The 15,388-nt window shown below is 67.2% G+C and carries 17 protein-coding genes; 2 read left to right on the plus strand and 15 right to left on the minus strand.

Annotated elements, in window-relative coordinates:
* Positions 1-466 precede the first annotated feature (466 nt).
* The 12 genes from E1261_RS34415 to E1261_RS34470 are packed head-to-tail and all read right to left on the minus strand — an operon-like array spanning position 467 to position 11,345.
* Entirely contained in the window at positions 467-1,795 is a 1,329-nt protein-coding gene (locus E1261_RS34415) for an ATP-grasp domain-containing protein (protein WP_132413881.1), read from the minus strand.
* Positions 1,792-2,754, minus strand: coding sequence for an alpha-ketoacid dehydrogenase subunit beta (locus E1261_RS34420; RefSeq protein ID WP_132413882.1), 963 nt, complete (start codon positions 2,752-2,754; stop codon positions 1,792-1,794). Before E1261_RS34420 ends, E1261_RS34415 begins: the two co-directional genes overlap by 4 nt.
* Positions 2,755-3,693 (minus strand): thiamine pyrophosphate-dependent dehydrogenase E1 component subunit alpha, encoded by a 939-nt coding sequence (locus tag E1261_RS34425; RefSeq protein ID WP_132413883.1) that lies wholly within the window; start codon positions 3,691-3,693, stop codon positions 2,755-2,757. It abuts the gene before it with no gap.
* A gap of 5 nt (positions 3,694-3,698) precedes the next feature.
* Entirely contained in the window at positions 3,699-4,517 is an 819-nt protein-coding gene (locus E1261_RS34430; RefSeq protein ID WP_132413884.1) for a DUF3050 domain-containing protein, read from the minus strand.
* Between the two features lie 32 nt (positions 4,518-4,549).
* Positions 4,550-5,455 carry a phytanoyl-CoA dioxygenase family protein gene (locus E1261_RS34435; RefSeq protein ID WP_132413885.1) on the minus strand — a complete coding sequence of 302 codons (906 nt, stop codon included), beginning with the start codon at positions 5,453-5,455 and terminating at the stop codon, positions 4,550-4,552.
* The gene (hppD, locus tag E1261_RS34440; RefSeq protein WP_132413886.1) at positions 5,445-6,512 is read right to left on the minus strand and encodes a 4-hydroxyphenylpyruvate dioxygenase; all 1,068 of its coding nucleotides are present in this window, start codon (positions 6,510-6,512) and stop codon (positions 5,445-5,447) included. Before hppD ends, E1261_RS34435 begins: the two co-directional genes overlap by 11 nt.
* Positions 6,513-7,835 (minus strand): beta-ketoacyl-[acyl-carrier-protein] synthase family protein, encoded by a 1,323-nt coding sequence (locus E1261_RS34445; RefSeq protein ID WP_132413887.1) that lies wholly within the window; start codon positions 7,833-7,835, stop codon positions 6,513-6,515.
* A complete protein-coding gene (locus E1261_RS34450) occupies positions 7,832-9,418 on the minus strand; it encodes a class I adenylate-forming enzyme family protein (RefSeq protein ID WP_132413888.1) in 1,587 nt (528 codons plus the stop codon). Before E1261_RS34450 ends, E1261_RS34445 begins: the two co-directional genes overlap by 4 nt.
* Positions 9,415-9,873, minus strand: a complete 459-nt coding sequence (locus tag E1261_RS34455; protein WP_132413889.1) for a beta-ketoacyl synthase N-terminal-like domain-containing protein — start codon at positions 9,871-9,873, stop codon at positions 9,415-9,417. The genes E1261_RS34450 and E1261_RS34455 overlap by 4 nt, the downstream gene beginning before the upstream one ends.
* Positions 9,870-10,871: a beta-ketoacyl-[acyl-carrier-protein] synthase family protein gene (locus E1261_RS34460; protein ID WP_132413891.1), complete on the minus strand. Its 1,002-nt coding sequence runs from the start codon at positions 10,869-10,871 to the stop codon at positions 9,870-9,872. Before E1261_RS34460 ends, E1261_RS34455 begins: the two co-directional genes overlap by 4 nt.
* Positions 10,864-11,091: an acyl carrier protein gene (locus E1261_RS34465; protein ID WP_132413892.1), complete on the minus strand. Its 228-nt coding sequence runs from the start codon at positions 11,089-11,091 to the stop codon at positions 10,864-10,866. Before E1261_RS34465 ends, E1261_RS34460 begins: the two co-directional genes overlap by 8 nt.
* Positions 11,091-11,345 carry an acyl carrier protein gene (locus tag E1261_RS34470; protein WP_132413894.1) on the minus strand — a complete coding sequence of 85 codons (255 nt, stop codon included), beginning with the start codon at positions 11,343-11,345 and terminating at the stop codon, positions 11,091-11,093. Before E1261_RS34470 ends, E1261_RS34465 begins: the two co-directional genes overlap by 1 nt.
* A 17-nt stretch (positions 11,346-11,362) precedes the next feature.
* Here E1261_RS34470 and E1261_RS34475 point away from each other — a divergent pair, with 17 nt between their 5' ends.
* On the plus strand, positions 11,363-11,953 hold the full coding sequence (locus E1261_RS34475; RefSeq protein WP_132413896.1) for a 4'-phosphopantetheinyl transferase family protein: 591 nt from the start codon (positions 11,363-11,365) through the stop codon (positions 11,951-11,953).
* Here the strand turns inward: E1261_RS34475 and E1261_RS34480 are convergent.
* On the minus strand, positions 11,884-13,278 hold the full coding sequence (locus tag E1261_RS34480) for a class I adenylate-forming enzyme family protein (RefSeq protein ID WP_165952749.1): 1,395 nt from the start codon (positions 13,276-13,278) through the stop codon (positions 11,884-11,886). The genes E1261_RS34475 and E1261_RS34480 overlap by 70 nt on opposite strands.
* Before the next feature lie 336 nt (positions 13,279-13,614).
* Between E1261_RS34480 and E1261_RS34485 the strand changes: the two genes are divergently transcribed.
* Positions 13,615-14,061: a hypothetical protein gene (locus E1261_RS34485; protein WP_132413899.1), complete on the plus strand. Its 447-nt coding sequence runs from the start codon at positions 13,615-13,617 to the stop codon at positions 14,059-14,061.
* Here the strand turns inward: E1261_RS34485 and E1261_RS34490 are convergent.
* Positions 14,051-14,815: a phosphotransferase gene (locus E1261_RS34490; protein WP_132413901.1), complete on the minus strand. Its 765-nt coding sequence runs from the start codon at positions 14,813-14,815 to the stop codon at positions 14,051-14,053. The two genes, E1261_RS34485 and E1261_RS34490, sit on opposite strands and share 11 nt — an antisense overlap.
* 9 nt (positions 14,816-14,824) lie before the next feature.
* The coding region (locus E1261_RS34495) for a class I SAM-dependent methyltransferase (RefSeq protein ID WP_132413902.1) at positions 14,825-15,388 on the minus strand (564 nt) is incomplete at its 5' end.

Raw genomic sequence — 15,388 nt, forward strand, 5'->3', positions numbered from 1 at the left:
CGGGTGGACACCGGCAGCCCGATCCGGGGTGCTGGGGTGTTCGGTGGCGCCCCTGGTGGAGCCGGGGAGCATGACCGCCCGAATCGGAGGGCTAGGACTCCTCAACCTCGCCGTGCCCAGGCCACCACTGGTGGCCGGAGACAGGAAACCGGCGCTGGAGACCCGTGGCAACCGGTCTCCAGCAATCACAAGGTGTCTCACGCCACCACTGATGGCGCGAACCACTTACCCGACGACCGCAACGCGTCTCACCGAACACATCCGTTTCGGCGCCCGACCGGGTGATCAGTGGAACCAAATTTGCACATACTGCCCACTACGCTCCACAAAGGCGCGGAACGAGTGGGCGGCGGGGGGCGCTTGTGTACCGACGGACGGGTAGTGGTCGCTGGTCCGGCAGGTCGGCACGCTCGCGGCCGGTGGCGGCGCGGCTTTAACGACCACCATTACCCGTTCTTCCGTACGTTCAGGGAAGCAGGAGGAGGCCGCTGGTCAGGGCGCCTTGGGCGACGTTGACTACGGGGCCGGCGCCGGGGACGGCGAAGCGGAGGTAGGCGCCGGCGGGGGTGCCGGCGAAGAGGTAGGGGGCCAGGCAGAAGGGGACGTCGGCTTCTTTGACCGCGCCGGTCTCCATGTCGACGAACTGCATGGTCAGGCGGTCCACGGGGACGTACTTCTGCAGGATGTAGCCGGTTTCGGCCAGTGCCTGGTCTACCGCGTGCTGCCATTCGTCGGCCGATACCTCGGGGCCAACCACTACGCCGACACCGCCGTAGGAACCGGACGGTTTGAGGACGAGCTCCTGCTGATCCGCGATCGCCTGCGCACGAAGGGCTGCCGACAACACCTGGGTTCGCGGGACGTGCCGGCGTACAAGGGCGGCGTCGGCCGGGGCGAGGGTGTCGAGGTCGTCCCACAGCCAGGCGAAGATCGACTTGCTGGCCAGCAACCAGCTCGCGGTCGGGGTGAAGATGCGGATCGCACCCGTCTGCACCGCGGTCCCCAGTGCGTCCAGACCCGCGCTCGGTTTGGTCCCTTGCGGCACGAACATCCGCAGTACGGCGTCGATCGGGCCGTCGTCGACACACAGCCGGCCGGCGTCGTCGAGGGTCAGCCACTCGACCGGGTACACGCGCATGTCGAGCCCCAACTGCCGACCGCGCTCGCTGAATCCCTCCAGCAGCTTGATCATCGCAAGCCCATCCTGCGAACCCGGGTAGCTGCCACCCGTGGTGAACACCATCGCCAGCCGATGCTGCCCCGACAACGCCAGCGCCGACCGCACCGCCTCATACCGCGCGTCGACTGCGGACGGCGGCGCCGTCAACCCAACCGCATCCAGCACCGGATCACCGACGTACGCCGCGAGGAAGCGAGCCGCGATTCCGTCGGAGTCGTGCGCACCACCGAGCGCGCTGTCGATATTCGCCTCGACCAGGTACGGCGTTCCATCCGCGAGCAGGATGTCTGCCCGGACACCGCCGAGCAGGTCCTCCGTCAGCGGCAGGTTCTCGTCCAGCAGATCGATCGCGCCGACCGGCATTCCGAGCGCCTCCCGCAGTTCACCCGCCGTTGTCGCCCGCTGCTGACAAGCAGTCAGGATCAGCCGGGCAACGGTCGCCGAGATCGTGGTGAAGTCGTCGTAGACCGAGGCCGACATGATCGGCGGCCGGAGCGGTCGCCACTGCTTGTTGTGCGTGGCAACGCCGTCGTACACCGTCCGCCACGATTCGACACCACGCGCGATCAACGCCGTACGGGTTGCCTCGGGCAACGTGTTCCACAGATCGGTCACGACATCTCCAGGAGGGTGGTGAGGAGCTGCTCGCGGCCGGGCTGGACCGCGCGGTCGAGAGCGAGAGCGAAGGGAAGAACAGCGCCATCCGGGCGGGTCACCCGGCGCGGCGGTGCGGTCAAGGTGCAGTGCTCAGCCACGACCGCGAGGACTTCGGCCGCGAACCCACTGGTCCGGTTCGAGTCGTCGATGACCACCAAGCGGCCCGTCTTCTGCACCGACGCGATCAGACCGTCGACATCCAGCGGATAGACCGTCCGTGGGTCGAAGACCTCAACCGACATCCGCTGGGCCAGTTCGTCGGCGACGGCCAAAGCGTCGTGCACCAAGTGGCCGAGGGCAACGACCGTGACATCGTCACCAGCCCGAGCGACGCGGCCGACACCCAGCGGAACGGGCGCAAGCGCAGCAAAATCCAGATCGTCGCGTACGCCGAGCGCAGCGGACGGGGCGAAGAAGACGACCGGGTCGTCATCGCGAATCGCCGTGACCAGCAGACCGTACGCGTCAGCCGGAGTCGCCGGAACCACCGTCTTCACCCCGACATGGGCGAACAGCGAATACGGGTGATCCGAATGCTGGCCGGCCCATCCGGTCCGCGAGCCTGACCCCGGTACGACGTACGTGACCGGCACCTTGCACTGCCCACCGGTCATCAACGAGAACTTGTGTGCCTGGTTGGCGATCTGCTCGAAGACGAGGAAGAGCAGCGACGGGATCTGGAACTCGATCACCGGCCGCATCCCGACCAGCGCTGCACCGGTGGCGAAGTTCGTGAACGCCTGCTCCGACAACGGCGTATCGAGCACGCGGTCGGAGCCGAACCGCGCATGCAGGCCGGCCGTCACGTTCGACGCGGCGGCACGAATGTCCTCCCCGAGCACGAAGACGGCCGGATCCCGTTCCAGCTCGTCGGCCAAAGCCCGGTTCAGCGCCTTCAGGTAGGACAGCTTCGGCATTCAGATCTCCCCGGCGTACAGGTACGAGAGTGCGGCGGCGGGATCTGGGTGGGCGCTGCCCAATGCGATCCCCGCCGCCGCCTCCAGGAGGGACTCGACCTCGGCGTCGACGGCCGCCCGATCCGCGGCCGTCAGCCGTGCGCCCTGGATCTCCACTGGACACCGCGAACGCCCAGTCGTGATCTCTTCGGTCGAGCGATAGGTGAGCCGGGTCCGGTGCTCGAACGTGTGGTGTGCATCGAACCGGTACGTCGTGCACTCCAGGAACGTCGGCCCCTTCCCGGCCCGGGCCCGGGCGACCGCCGTACTGGTTGCCTCCAGCACCTTCTCCGGGTCCTGGCCGTCGACGGTGAAGGCCGGGATCCCGAACGCTCGGGCCCGGCCGGTGATACTGCCGGCGACCGCGGACGCGACCGGCATCGTGGTCGCGTAGCCGTTGTTCTCGCAGACGAAGACCACCGGCACCTGCCAGAGCGCGGCCAGGTTGAAGGCCTCCAGCAGCATGCCTTCGTTCATCGCGCCGTCCCCGAAGAACGTCGCGGCGACCGAGTCCTTGCCCTGCTGCCGCAAGGCCCACGCGGCGCCGGTCGCGATCGACCCGGCCGCGCCGACGATCGCGTTCGCGCCGAGGATGCCGAGACTGAAGTCGGCAGCATGCATCGAACCGCCTCGGCCCTTGTTCAGACCGGATTCGCGACCCATCAGCTCGGCCATCAACCGGGCCGGGTTCGCACCGCGGGCGAGCACGTGCCCGTGACCGCGGTGCGTACTGGTGATCACGTCGTCCGGGCCGAGCGCTGCGCACACCCCGGCCGCGATGCCTTCCTGACCGACGTACGGGTGAATGCCTCCGACGATCTCTCCGGACCGCACGAACTCGATCGCCCGTTCCTCGAATCTGCGGATCAACCGGACGGTCCGGTAGAGATCTGTACTCATTGGCGTCAGACCGTCGCCGGGGCGGTCGTGACGACGGCGGCGGTGATCGCGTCCCAGAGCCGGGCGCGGGCCGCGAGGGCGGTGTTGATGGTGTCCGCGCAGGCGTCCCACTTGGCCTGGTCGTCGCCGCACAGGTCAGCGACCATCTGCATCGCCATCGGGGTGTGGAATTCGCCATCCACCTCGATGTGCCGCTCGAGGTAGTCGACGAAGGTGTTGAGCTTGTTGGAGCGCTCGTTCACCGCAACCACCTGGGTGAACATGTCCGGGATCAGGTCCTCCCGCCCGAAGGCGAACGCGGCCGCCTGGCAGTGCACGGGTGCGTTCTCGATGATTCCCCAGGTGGTTCCGGCGAAGTCGATCGAAGCCTGCGGTACGCCGGCCGCTGCCAGCGACTCGACCACCGGAGCGCCACCGCGGAGCAACTCGATCAGCTTGTCGATCGCTGAAGTATCCGCACCGGCCTCGTGCATACCGTTGACGTACAGCTCGAAGTGGCTGATGAACGCAGGCTTGCCGTCGGTGCCACCCAGTTCGTCACTCTCCTCGACCATCACGATGTCGTTGATCAGCCGACGGCTGCTGCGGTGCTCGGTGGGGATCCACGGCACCGTCACACACGTGAGCTCGCGCTGCAGCGATTTCAGCAGGGACATGAAATCCCAGACCGCGAACACGTGGTGTTCCATGAAGGTGACCAGCGCCTCGTGGGTGTCGAGGATGGCGTAGAGCGGGTGCTGGACGACCTTGTCGCGGGCCTCCGAAACGGCCTTCTCCAGCTGCTCGATCCCGGGGTGCGTCTGACCCCAGTCGTAACGTGACATGTTGACCAATCCTTTCAAGTAGATTTGGCCTTCTAGCGATCGGCCCAGAGCGTCGGGCAGTACTCGGGATCGGCGTAATCCGGCCGCCCGTCGGAGGTCCGCCGTACCAGGACGTCGTGGTTGTACGCCGCCGTGGTGCCGTCGGACAGCGGGAACTCGCGGTAGCGGTTGTCCCCGTCCTGCAGGTGCAGCGAGATCGCCCGGCGTGGGCGGTCGCTGATATTCGCACCGCTGCCGTGATAGGTGCGGCAGTGGTGGAAGTTCATGTGGCCGCGCGGGATCGTGATCGGCAGTTTGACCACCTCGGCCCCGTTGTACGCCGCGTTCTCGGCCAGCATCTGGTCGAGCTGCGAGCGGTCCCGCTCAGCGAAGTGGCGGACGACCGTGTCGTCGGAGCCGATCTCCTTCCAGCGGTGACTGCCGTCGACCATCGTGATCGTGCCCATCTCCGGCGGGCAGTCGTGGAACGGGATGAACGCGGTCAGCATCCGCTCCGACGACGAGGACGACCAGTAGTGCTTGTCGAAATGCCAGGGCACGATGTTGGACGGTTCGCCCTCGATCGGTGGCTTGTAGATCAACGTGGACTGGAAGATCCGGATCTCGTGGGTTTGCGCGAGCCGGGCCGCGACCGCCCCGATCAGCGGCTTGCGGAGGATCTTCGCCAGCCCGTCGTGCTCGTAGTGCACGTAGTCGTTGTGCCGCTGGACGTTGCCCTTGGAGGGATCCCAGTACGCCAGTTTGGGCGGGGCCGTCGGGAGGGTCCGGTCCCGCTCACCGGCGTAGTACCGCTCGCTCGCGTTGACGAGCTCGTCGGTCTCGTCGTCGGTGAGCAGCTTCTTCGACAGATACCAGCCATGTTCGTTGTAGAAGGCAACGTCTTCGTCAGTCGGGAGGAGTTCGATCTCCTCGTCCGACAACTTGAACTCAAGCGTCATGCGCCAACTCCCGCTCCTTGGCTTCGTACAGGGCCTTGATGTTGCCGCTGCCGAACGTCATCGCACCGCGCCGCTCGATGATCTCCAGGAACAGCGTGCGCCGGACGTGCATCGACTCGGTGAAGATCTGCAGCAGCTGACCCCAGTGGTCGCGGTCGACCAGGATGCCGCGCTGCTGCAGTTCCTCGATCGGCGTCTCGACCTCGCCGACCCGCTCGGCCAGGGCGTCGTAGTACGTCGAAGGTGTGCCGAGGAAGTTCACTCCGCGGTCGGAGAGAGTGCTGACCGCTTCGACGATGTTGCTGGTACGCAAGGCGATGTGCTGCACACCGGCGCCCGCATGCCAGGTGAGGAAGTCGTTGATCTGCCCGGGCCGGCGACTGAGATCCGGCTCGATCAGCGTGAACGTGACGTGCTTCGACGGGCTCTGCACCACCTTCGAGTCCATCCCCTGCCCCGCAACCTCGATGTACTCCTCGAAGATCCGCGGGAAGCCGAACACGTCCTCGTAGAACTTGGCGGTCGGCTCGAGCTCACCGGACGGTACGCAGATCGCCAGGTGGTCGATCTCGCTGAACAGCTTCTCGTCCGGTACGCCGCTCGGCGCGGTCAGCTGGATCCGCCCCGGCAGGAACTCCCGCCGCGGCCCGTGCCGCTCCACCAGCCGGTGGATCACGTCACCGAACCCGGCCACCTCCGCGGTCACCACCACCGCGTCCCCGGCCTCGAACCGCTCCGGCTCCCGTAGCCCCACGGCCCCGCGCGCGGTCAGTTCGCCGTACGCCGCCGTCGCGTCGTCGACCTCCATCGCGACGATCGCCACGCCGTCCCCGTGCCGCTGCACATACTCAGCGGCCGGATGGTCCGCAGCCAGTCCAGACGTCAGCACGATCTGTACGGCGTCCTCGCGCAGCAGCAACGACCGCTGATCCGGCAGCCCGGTCTCCGGCCCGCCCTGACCGTGGATGTGCAGCCCGAACGCATGCCCCAGGTAGAACGCCGCCTGCCGAGCGTCGCCCACGTACATCTCCACGTGGTCGATCCCGTAAATCTCCATCTACGCCTTCTCCTCACTTGATAGCTGTCGCTGCTTCGGCGTGGTGGTTCTACCGAGGAGCAGGCTGACGTTCTGGCCGCCGAACCCGAACGAGTTCGAGACGGCGTAGTCGAGCGGGATCGCCCGTGGTTCCTTGCGGATGTGATCCAGCGGGCAGGCCGGATCAGGGTCGTCCAGGTGGTACGTCGGCGGTGCGAGGCCGGTGTTGATCGCCAACGCGGCCGCTGCCGCCTCGACCACCCCGGAGGTGCCGAGCATGTGGCCGGTCAATGCTTTGGTGGAACTGACCGCCGGAAGGTGGTTGCCGAAGGCAAGGCCGATCGCCACGGACTCGGCGACATCACCCAGCTTGGTGCTGGTGCCGTGCGCGTTGACATAACCAACCTGCTCCGGCCGGATGGTCCTCATTGCCAACCGCATGCAGGCGGCCGCCCCGGTTCCGTCCGGTCGTGGTGCGGTCGGGTGATGCGCGTCCGAGTTGACGCCGTACCCGGCAACATCGGCGTACCCGCTCGCACCTCGCGCGGCCGCATGCGCCGTACTCTCGAGAACTAGTAGCGCGGCGCCTTCACTGAGCACGAACCCGTTACGTCTAAGGTCAAACGGTCGGCTGGCTTCCGTCGGGTCGTCCCAGCCCCGGGCGAGCGCTCGCGCGTTGGCAAACGTCTCCGCGAAGGTGGGGAACAACGGCGCCTCACTGGCCCCGCACAGTACGACGTCCGCTTCGCCGGCCCGGATAAGGCGCACCGCATCCGCAATCGCCTGCGCCCCCGAAGCACAAGCCGTCCCCACCGCCGACGTGTAGCCCCGCATCCCGAACCGGATCGCAACCCGCGCCGCCGGCATGTTCGGCAAGATCCCCGTCAGCAGATAGGGGCTAACAGCAACCTTCCCCCGCTCTGCCCTCGCGAGAACCTGCCGCTCCAGAGTCGCCATCCCGCCGACACCGCCGATGATCACGCCAATGCGGTCCGCATCAACGTTCTCCCCGACAACCAACCCCGCATCAGCCAACGCCTCCTCAGCCACAAGCTGCGCGAGAATGACGGTCCGATCCATCACCTTCCCGTCCGGCCCAGACGCGATCTTCCCGGCATCGAACTCCGGCAGAATCCCCGCCAACTCGATCGACCCAGCGATCGGATGATCCTCAGGCGGCACCACAATCCCCGACCGCCCCTGCAGCAGCGAGGCGAACACCTCCGCCGCCCCCCGCCCCACGGGGGTCAGCATCCCGATCCCCGTGATCGTGACTCCGGCCGGAGCGGCCTGCGCCCCCGCGACCTGCCCGGCCGCATCCGCGCGATCCCCCGCCGTACTCATGAGCGGGCCTCGCGCAGCGCGACCTTGCGGACTTTGCCGGTGACGGTGACCGGGACGTCGTCGGACCCGACCACCGTCACCTTCCGGAGGATGGCGGCTACCTCCTCGCCGACGGCCGCCTTCACGGCGTCGGTTCGGTCCACCTCGGGGGCATCCGGGGTGAGCTCGAGGAGTACGTCGGCGGCGTACTGCCCGCCCTCCGCCACGATCACGACCGTGCAGTCGGCAACGTCCGGGAGCGCGGCGAGGATGCGCTCTTCGGACAGCGACGTGTAGAGCTGCGGTCCGTCGAACCCAGCGACCGCGTCCGGGATGCGGTCCAGGTGGAAATAGTGACCGGTTTCGTCTCGGTAGACGAGATCCCCGGTAACAAACCAACCGTTTAGTCGGAAGCGATAGGTGTTGATCGAGTCGTTCCAGTACCCCGGCGACACCGTCGGCGACCGGAACCCGAGGATCCCCGCCTTCCCCGGCGGCAACTCCTCCCCCGTCGAACTCAGCACCGTCGCCTCAGCGAACTCGTACGGCTTCCCGATACACCGCCCGTAATGCTCCGACGACACCGTATGCGTGATGTGGAACCCGTTGTGCCCCATCTCGCTGGATCCCAGCCCATCAATGAAATGCGACCCCGGCACAGTCACTCGCCCATCCCGAGTCACCGTCTCCCGGCTGCCAACAGCCACCAACTTCCGGATATGCGGCTCATGCGCGCAGTCCCCCGTGTTGAACCACATCCGCACCGAATCCAGGTCACGCGCCCCCAGATCCTCCCGAGCCAACCCAGCCCACGTCACCGCGAACCCGTACACCGCATGCGGCTTCCACCGCTCGATCTGCCGCAGCACCCCGCCCGCATCCTGACTCGACAGCAGCAGCATCTCCGCGCGGTTCCCGAGCACCTGATTGACCATCAGGATCGTCGCCGTATGCGGAATCGGCAGCGCGTTCAGAATCCGATCGGTCCCCTGCGCCTGCGGCATTGTGAGCAGGTGCTTCAGCGCGGCGTACAAGGTCGTGTGCGTGTGCAGAACAGCCTTCGGTACGCCGGTCGTCCCGCTCGTGTGCGTGATCACCACTGGGTCGTCCCTATGATGCCGATACGCCTCCGGCGCCTTCGCCGGATCGCCTGTCCCCAGCTCCCGCGGCTCCGCCAGCACCTCAGCTTCCAGGAGCCCCTTATGGTCCAAGTCAGCCAGTACGGCGGTCGCCCGCAACCGCCGGATGTATTCGTCCGCGATCGCCGGCGCCATCTTCCCGTTCAGCAAGGCCGGAATCGCCCCGACCCGGGTCAGCGCCAGGAAGCTCAGTACGACGTCCTGCGCCTCGGTCGCCCAGACCGCGACCACGTCCCGCCGCCCGATCCCGTGCTCGTGCAACCACGCCGTACGGGCCTGGACCCGCTCGTCCAGCTCACCCAACGTCAACGGGTGCTCAGCCTCGAACTGGTCCACGGCCGTGTCGAACGTCAGCCCCGGACCGTCCAGATCGGCGCCCTGGGCAATCACCGTCGCCAGCACGTTCCCGGTACCGATCCCCGGATCAGCCGCCAGCCGTGCCCGCCAGCCCGTTGTCTGCTTCATGACTCTCCCCCACTCACGATCTGCGCGGACGCCTCGTCCGCCGCCACCTGCACGATCAGCACCCGATCGGCGTCTCCGTCACCGATCAGCAACGCGGCCTCGTCGAACCCGCCGTCCGTCACACACACCACCGGCCCACGCAGGTCCCACTTCGCCGCGATCCAGCCCGCGATGCTGTTCGGCACCGACTGGAAGAAGAACAACGGCCCCACTCGTTTGCCCTGAGCAACCAATCGCTCGACGGCATCCGCACTCACCCGATCCCCGGCCGTCACGACCACCACACCAGTCGTCCCCGTCAGCAGACCGGCGCGCTCCAGGCACCGCTCAGCCGCAGCCGCCGCCAACGGATTGAAGGCCGACTCGACGAACCCCGGGATCCCCGGCGGCACACCATCACCGGGCTCCGGCCAGCGCGCCTCGGCCAGGACCACCAAGTCATGGACCTCGATCACACCGTCACCACCAAAGCCGTATTGGCGCCCCCGAACGCCGAGTTCACCGACACCCCGACCTGCGTCTGCACGCTCCGCGGCGCATCCAGGATCACGTCGACCGCACACTCCGGATCGCTCCCGAGGAACCCCGCATTGACCGGCAGCTTCCCTTCCAGCAACGCCTGCACCATCACCACGAACTCGACGACCCCGGAGGCCTCCAGCGCATGCCCGTGCAGTCCCTTGGTAGAGCTCACCGGCGGACTGCTCCGAAACACCGCACCGAGCGCCGCCGCCTCGGCCTGGTCGCTGAACACCGTTCCGGTCGCGTTGGCGTTCACATAGCCCACGTCTTCCGCAGACAGCTCTGCACGCTGAAGTGCTCGCTGGAGTGCAGCGGCGAGCCCGCGTCCGTCCGGTGCGGGCTGACAGGGGTGATGAGCATCGCCCGCACGCCCCCAGCCGGCCAGCCGAGCCAGACCGGCGCCAGCCTCGAGTACTACGGCCGCAACACCGTCACCGAGCAGAGTCCCGCGCCTTTGAGCACTAAACGGCCGTACGACGTTGTCGTCGGCCAGCGCACGCCCCGCGTCGAACAGTGCAAACTGATACGGCTCCACCAGATACGCACCTGCCACGACGACCCGGTCAGCCCGCCCGCTGCTGATCAACGCTGCCGCGTCGGCCAACGCCGTACTGCCGGACACACAAGCGCTCGTGTAAATCCGGGCAGCCCCGAACTCGCACACCGGCGGCGCATGCATCGCCAGCAACAACGGCGTCGTACTGCGATCCACACCGGCCTGCGCACACGCCGTGGCGATCGCCAGATCGAGCTCCTCGTCCAGAGTCCCGGTCTCCGCGGCCAGTGCGCCGTACCGGACCCGCAGTGCGCTGGTGTCGAACCGCCGTACCTCGGCAAACGCGGGCACGCCAGAGAGCTGCGCCTCGGGACCACGTCCGAGGGCAGTCAGGATGGATAGTCCGGTCACTGCGACCGGGCGGCGTTCAGACATGACTCGGCAGCACCTCAGCCAGTACGGCGACCGCCGCGTCGATGGTGGTCATCCTCTCGAGCTGCTCGTCCGGCAGCTCCACGCCGTACCGCTGCTCGACCTGATGAACCAGCCAGGCCAGCTCCATCGAGTCGATCCGCTCGGTACCTGGTGGACGCTGACCGAGGCCGGCCAGCCAGTCGATGATCTCTGCCCGCCCGGGCGGGGGCTGGGTGGTCATCACACCTGCTGTGCGACCCGGCCGGCCACCTCGGTGGTGAACTCGCCGACCGTCATCAACGCCAGCTGCTCGGACTCGTCGTCGGAGAACCGGACGCCGTACTTGTCCTCGACCCGGACGGACAGGTCGGCCAGCGCGAGCGACTCGAGGTCGACCCCGGCCGGGCCGAGCGTGGTGTCGTCGTCGATCCCGTCGACGTCGTAGTTCATGTCCTGCAGTTGCGCGATGACGAAAGCGCGAACCTCGTCCTTCATCGGGTTACCTTCCCTCTGTGGATGATGCTGTTGATGTGTGGATTGCGCCGGCGGGTGACGACTCCCGCGCCACCGCTCACGCCTTGCTGCTCTCGCTCTCCCGCACCCTGGTCACCGACCCGGTGCTGCAGCACGCCGCGAACGGCCGGCCAGAGATCACCGGCCTGGCGGTGAGCCTGAGCCACAGCCGCTCGCTCGTCGCGGTCGCTGCGCGCCGTACCGGCTCGATCGGCATCGACCTCGAGGACGTGTATCCGCGCTCGGTGAGCGGACTCGCCCGCCGCTGGTTCGATGCCGAGGAGCTGGAGTGGATGGCCGGCGACCTGCACGCCTTCCTGCGGCTGTGGACCGCCAAGGAAGCCGTCGGCAAAGCGCTCGGCGTCGGCCTGCGCAACTCGGGTCTGCGGCGACGCGTCCCGTTCGCCGACGGTCCTGTCGACTCGGTCCCCGGCCTGTACGTCGTCCGCCTGCCGCTCGAGGGCGCCGTACTGGCCGTGGCGCTCGACGATCCGCCGCCTGCGATCGTGGTGACCGAGCATCACGACACCGCCTTGCGCAGCACGGTGAGGTCGCGGACGAGCTTCCCGGTCGTTGTCCGCGGCAACTGATCGAGCACATGCAGCGTCCGCGGCCGCTTGTACGACGCCAGCCGCTGGGACAGCTCGGCCTCCAGGCGGGTGGTCTCGCGGCGCTCGTGGAGTTGCAGGTAGGCCGTGATCGAGCCGTCGAAGACAACGACCGCCGCCTCGACGCCTCTCAACGTGCCCAGCGTGTATTCGACCTCGGTCAGATCGACCTTCAACCCACCGACCGAGACCTGCGAGTCGAGCCGGCCCTTGATGCTGACCAGCCCGGTCTCCGGGTCGACGACCCCGGCATCACGCGTCCGCAGCCAGCCGTCCGACCAGCGCGCCGGATCGGACAGACCGAGGTACGGCGATTCCTTCCGCGCGATCTGCAGTTCGCCGTCGACCACCCGTACGTCGATCCCGGGCGCGGGCCGGATCGCGGGGCGATGCCGGCCGAACAGATCGGTGCCGATGACACCGACCTCGGTCATCCCGTACATGTTCCCGAGCGGAACGCCGTACTTCTGCTCGAACGCGTCCGACACGGCCTGCGGCACAAGCTCGCCACCGGTCGTCATGCGTTTGAACTGCGGCAACCAGGGCGGCTGCTGAACCGAAGCCAGCAAGCCGATATGGAACGGAACTCCGAGCACAGTGGCCGGTGTGGTCTCGGCCGCGATCGCGTGCACGATGGCATCGCCGGTGAGGCGGGCGGGCGGTACCAACTCGACCCCGGCGTGCAGGCAGTAGAGGAGGCCGCCGACCAGACCGAGCACATGCACCATCGAGGGCAGCAGAATCAGTCGTTCGTTCTTGGTGGGTACGCCGTCGATCCGCGTGTACCTGTTGATTTCCTCGACCAGGTCCTCGGCGGTCCGGCCGATCACCTTGGACGGCCCGGTCGAACCCGAACTCAGCTGCACAACCGCATGCGCGGTATTGGCCGGATGGCCCGAATAGCTGGCCAAATCGGCGCCCACGTCATGGAACGTCCGCAGCCCGGCCGGCACCGGCCGATCCGCCGACACCACCACCTGCGGCACCAGTCGCTCGATCGCTCGCCGCACCTCGTAGTCGGTCAATCGGTGGTCCAGCAGGATCGCCTGACCACCACTGCGCCATACCGCCAGCAAATGCGTGACAAAAGCCACCGACGGCGGTAACCGTAAAGCCACCGCACCACCGGCGCGAAAACCGGCCTGGGCCAGTTCCTTTTGCCGTTGCTGAACCAGCGTGCGTAGTTTCCCGCGGTCGATCACTTCCGGCAGGCGTAAACAAACATCAGCCGCCGGCCCCGCCAGCAGTACGTCGTCGACCCAGTCGGCACCCAGCGCGATTCCGGGCACGACGACAGACTCGTCCATGGCCATCCGAGCTCCAAAGTCGTTGCACACAAAGGATTCGAAGGCCAGCACCCCCACCAAGGCCTGGCGATGACTGGACGATACGACACGACCACACAACCGCGCTATGGACCAGAAGTAATGGTCCCATCACGCGAAGCAACCCCTCAAAACAAACGCTCCACCCCGCGAAAAACAAACCGCTGGGATTTTTGCGAAGGGTTAGAAATGGACTACCTTTGCACCCCTCCGAAGGATTCCCCGCACACGTCCACGGACGGCATCCGATGAACACCGAGAACTTTTTCGCGCCGACCGGCCGGCGACCCTGGACCGCCGCTGCTCTACTTTGATGCCGTGGACGACCAAGGAGTTGCCGACGAGCTGTACACCGCCATGACGAACAAACTGGCGGCCGTCGCCGCCGGACTGCCACGCGCGGCAGTCACCCGCGCGGACGACGGCGACCTCTGCCTCACCGTCGACGGCGACCGGTCGGCAGAACTGTTCATGATGGGCTCCACCGAGGTCTTCGGGCTGAAGCTCGGCACCTACTACACCGTCTACCAGCTGGCCTACGGCCCCGACATCGACGACAAACTGGAGAACGTCGACGACTTCCTCCACACCATGGACCTTTACCTCCAAGGCAGCTACCACGAGAAGGTCTATGAGTCCGCCGCCGGCACAGAGCTCCACCGCGACCTCTACATCAACAACGTCCACGTCGCCGGCTCCCACGGCTTCCCCCGAGCCCAGTTCCGCCGCCTCCGAGCCAAACGCAACTACACCATCACTCCGTAAGGAGCGCCGTGCGGTTCGCCAGGATGTAGGCGACTGCGGCGCGGTAGCCGCCGGCGTGGTCCTCGTCGCGGTGTACGTCGAACGCCGGGTTGCCGGCCTTCACCTGCTGCTCGATGTTTGCCGCGTGGCCCAGCAACCGCAGGCCGATCAGATCCACCAGCTCGGCCGGCTCGACACCCAGCCCGTACGCATCGCAGAACAACCGCAACCGCCTGGCGCGATCCGGTTCCGTCGCCCAGCCGAATGGCTCGAGCCAGGCCGGCGGATGAAACGGCACGAACTGATGCGCGGCGTACGCGAGATCCCAGCGCCGGTTCGACGGCCGGATCGTGTCCCAGTCGATGATCCCGACCACCTCGGCCCCGTCGAACACCAGGTTCCACGGCGCCAGATCGTGGTGCCCGATGCAGTCCACCTGCACCGGCGCCGCAACCTCCAGGTCATGCCAAGCCCCGTCGACCGGTTCGAACCCCGCGGTCGCGTCGTGCAACCGCCGTACCGCCCGAGCGACACTCACCAACGCCTCATCAGACCTCAGTGCCTCCGACAGCGGCGGAAACCCGGCCAACCCGTCGACGTACGTCAGCGTCTCTGTCTCATCGCCCACCTCGACAACCCGAGGCGCCAGCTCGAACCCCGCCCGCTCCAGGTGCCGCAGCAGCGCCTGCGAGTTCGCCGACCCACGCCGCCGTACGACGGTTTCGCCCCGCCGCACCGGCTGGGAGAACCGTCCGCCGCTCAGTTCCTCATCCACCGGGGAAGCTTAAGTTGCCACGGCCAACCCCGTGCCCACCCAGCGAACCTCGTCGAACCCAGCCTCATGCAGCAACCCGTCAAGCTCATCCACGCTGATCACCCGGCGCCGCAGCACATCCACATCCGTCGTACCGTCGTCATGCCGCCAGGTCCGATGCGTCACCTGCAGCCGCCGCACGGCATCCCAGGCAGACATCACCTCGACGTTCGCCGCCACGAAATCCGTCTCGACCCGAACCGTCTGCTTGACCGACTCGATCCGCGGAGTCGTCAACGTCGAGATCACCACGAGCCCCTGATCCGCAACATGCACCCGCAGGGTCTCCGCAGCCGCGCGCAGATCTTCATCGGTCCGCAGATACGACAGGCTGTTGCCCAGGCAGGTCACCAGATCGAACCGCCGCCCGAGCCGAACCGATCGCAGATCACCACACCGAAGATCCACCCCATGCCGCCGTCGCCCGTAGTCGACCATCTGCCCCTGCAGATCAACCCCGACAGCCTCCGCCCCGAACTCATCCCGAAGCGCCACCAGATGCCGCCCCGTCCCACACCCAAGATCCAGAACCCC

The sequence above is a fragment of the Kribbella albertanoniae genome (assembly GCF_004348455.1).
GTDB classification, from domain to species: domain Bacteria; phylum Actinomycetota; class Actinomycetes; order Propionibacteriales; family Kribbellaceae; genus Kribbella; species Kribbella albertanoniae.

What these genes read in the sequence shown, in the direction of transcription:
- E1261_RS34420 (WP_132413882.1), bottom strand. Translation starts at nt 2,754, where the DNA reads ATGCCGAAGCTGTCCTACCTGAAGGCGCTGAACCGGGCTTTGGCCGAC.
- E1261_RS34425 (WP_132413883.1), bottom strand. Translation starts at nt 3,693, where the DNA reads ATGAGTACAGATCTCTACCGGACCGTCCGGTTGATCCGCAGATTCGAG.
- E1261_RS34430 (WP_132413884.1), bottom strand. Translation starts at nt 4,517, where the DNA reads ATGTCACGTTACGACTGGGGTCAGACGCACCCCGGGATCGAGCAGCTG.
- E1261_RS34435 (WP_132413885.1), bottom strand. Translation starts at nt 5,455, where the DNA reads ATGACGCTTGAGTTCAAGTTGTCGGACGAGGAGATCGAACTCCTCCCG.
- hppD (WP_132413886.1), bottom strand. Translation starts at nt 6,512, where the DNA reads ATGGAGATTTACGGGATCGACCACGTGGAGATGTACGTGGGCGACGCT.
- E1261_RS34445 (WP_132413887.1), bottom strand. Translation starts at nt 7,835, where the DNA reads ATGAGTACGGCGGGGGATCGCGCGGATGCGGCCGGGCAGGTCGCGGGG.
- E1261_RS34450 (WP_132413888.1), bottom strand. Translation starts at nt 9,418, where the DNA reads ATGAAGCAGACAACGGGCTGGCGGGCACGGCTGGCGGCTGATCCGGGG.
- E1261_RS34460 (WP_132413891.1), bottom strand. Translation starts at nt 10,871, where the DNA reads ATGTCTGAACGCCGCCCGGTCGCAGTGACCGGACTATCCATCCTGACT.
- E1261_RS34465 (WP_132413892.1), bottom strand. Translation starts at nt 11,091, where the DNA reads ATGACCACCCAGCCCCCGCCCGGGCGGGCAGAGATCATCGACTGGCTG.
- E1261_RS34470 (WP_132413894.1), bottom strand. Translation starts at nt 11,345, where the DNA reads ATGAAGGACGAGGTTCGCGCTTTCGTCATCGCGCAACTGCAGGACATG.
- E1261_RS34480 (WP_165952749.1), bottom strand. Translation starts at nt 13,278, where the DNA reads ATGGACGAGTCTGTCGTCGTGCCCGGAATCGCGCTGGGTGCCGACTGG.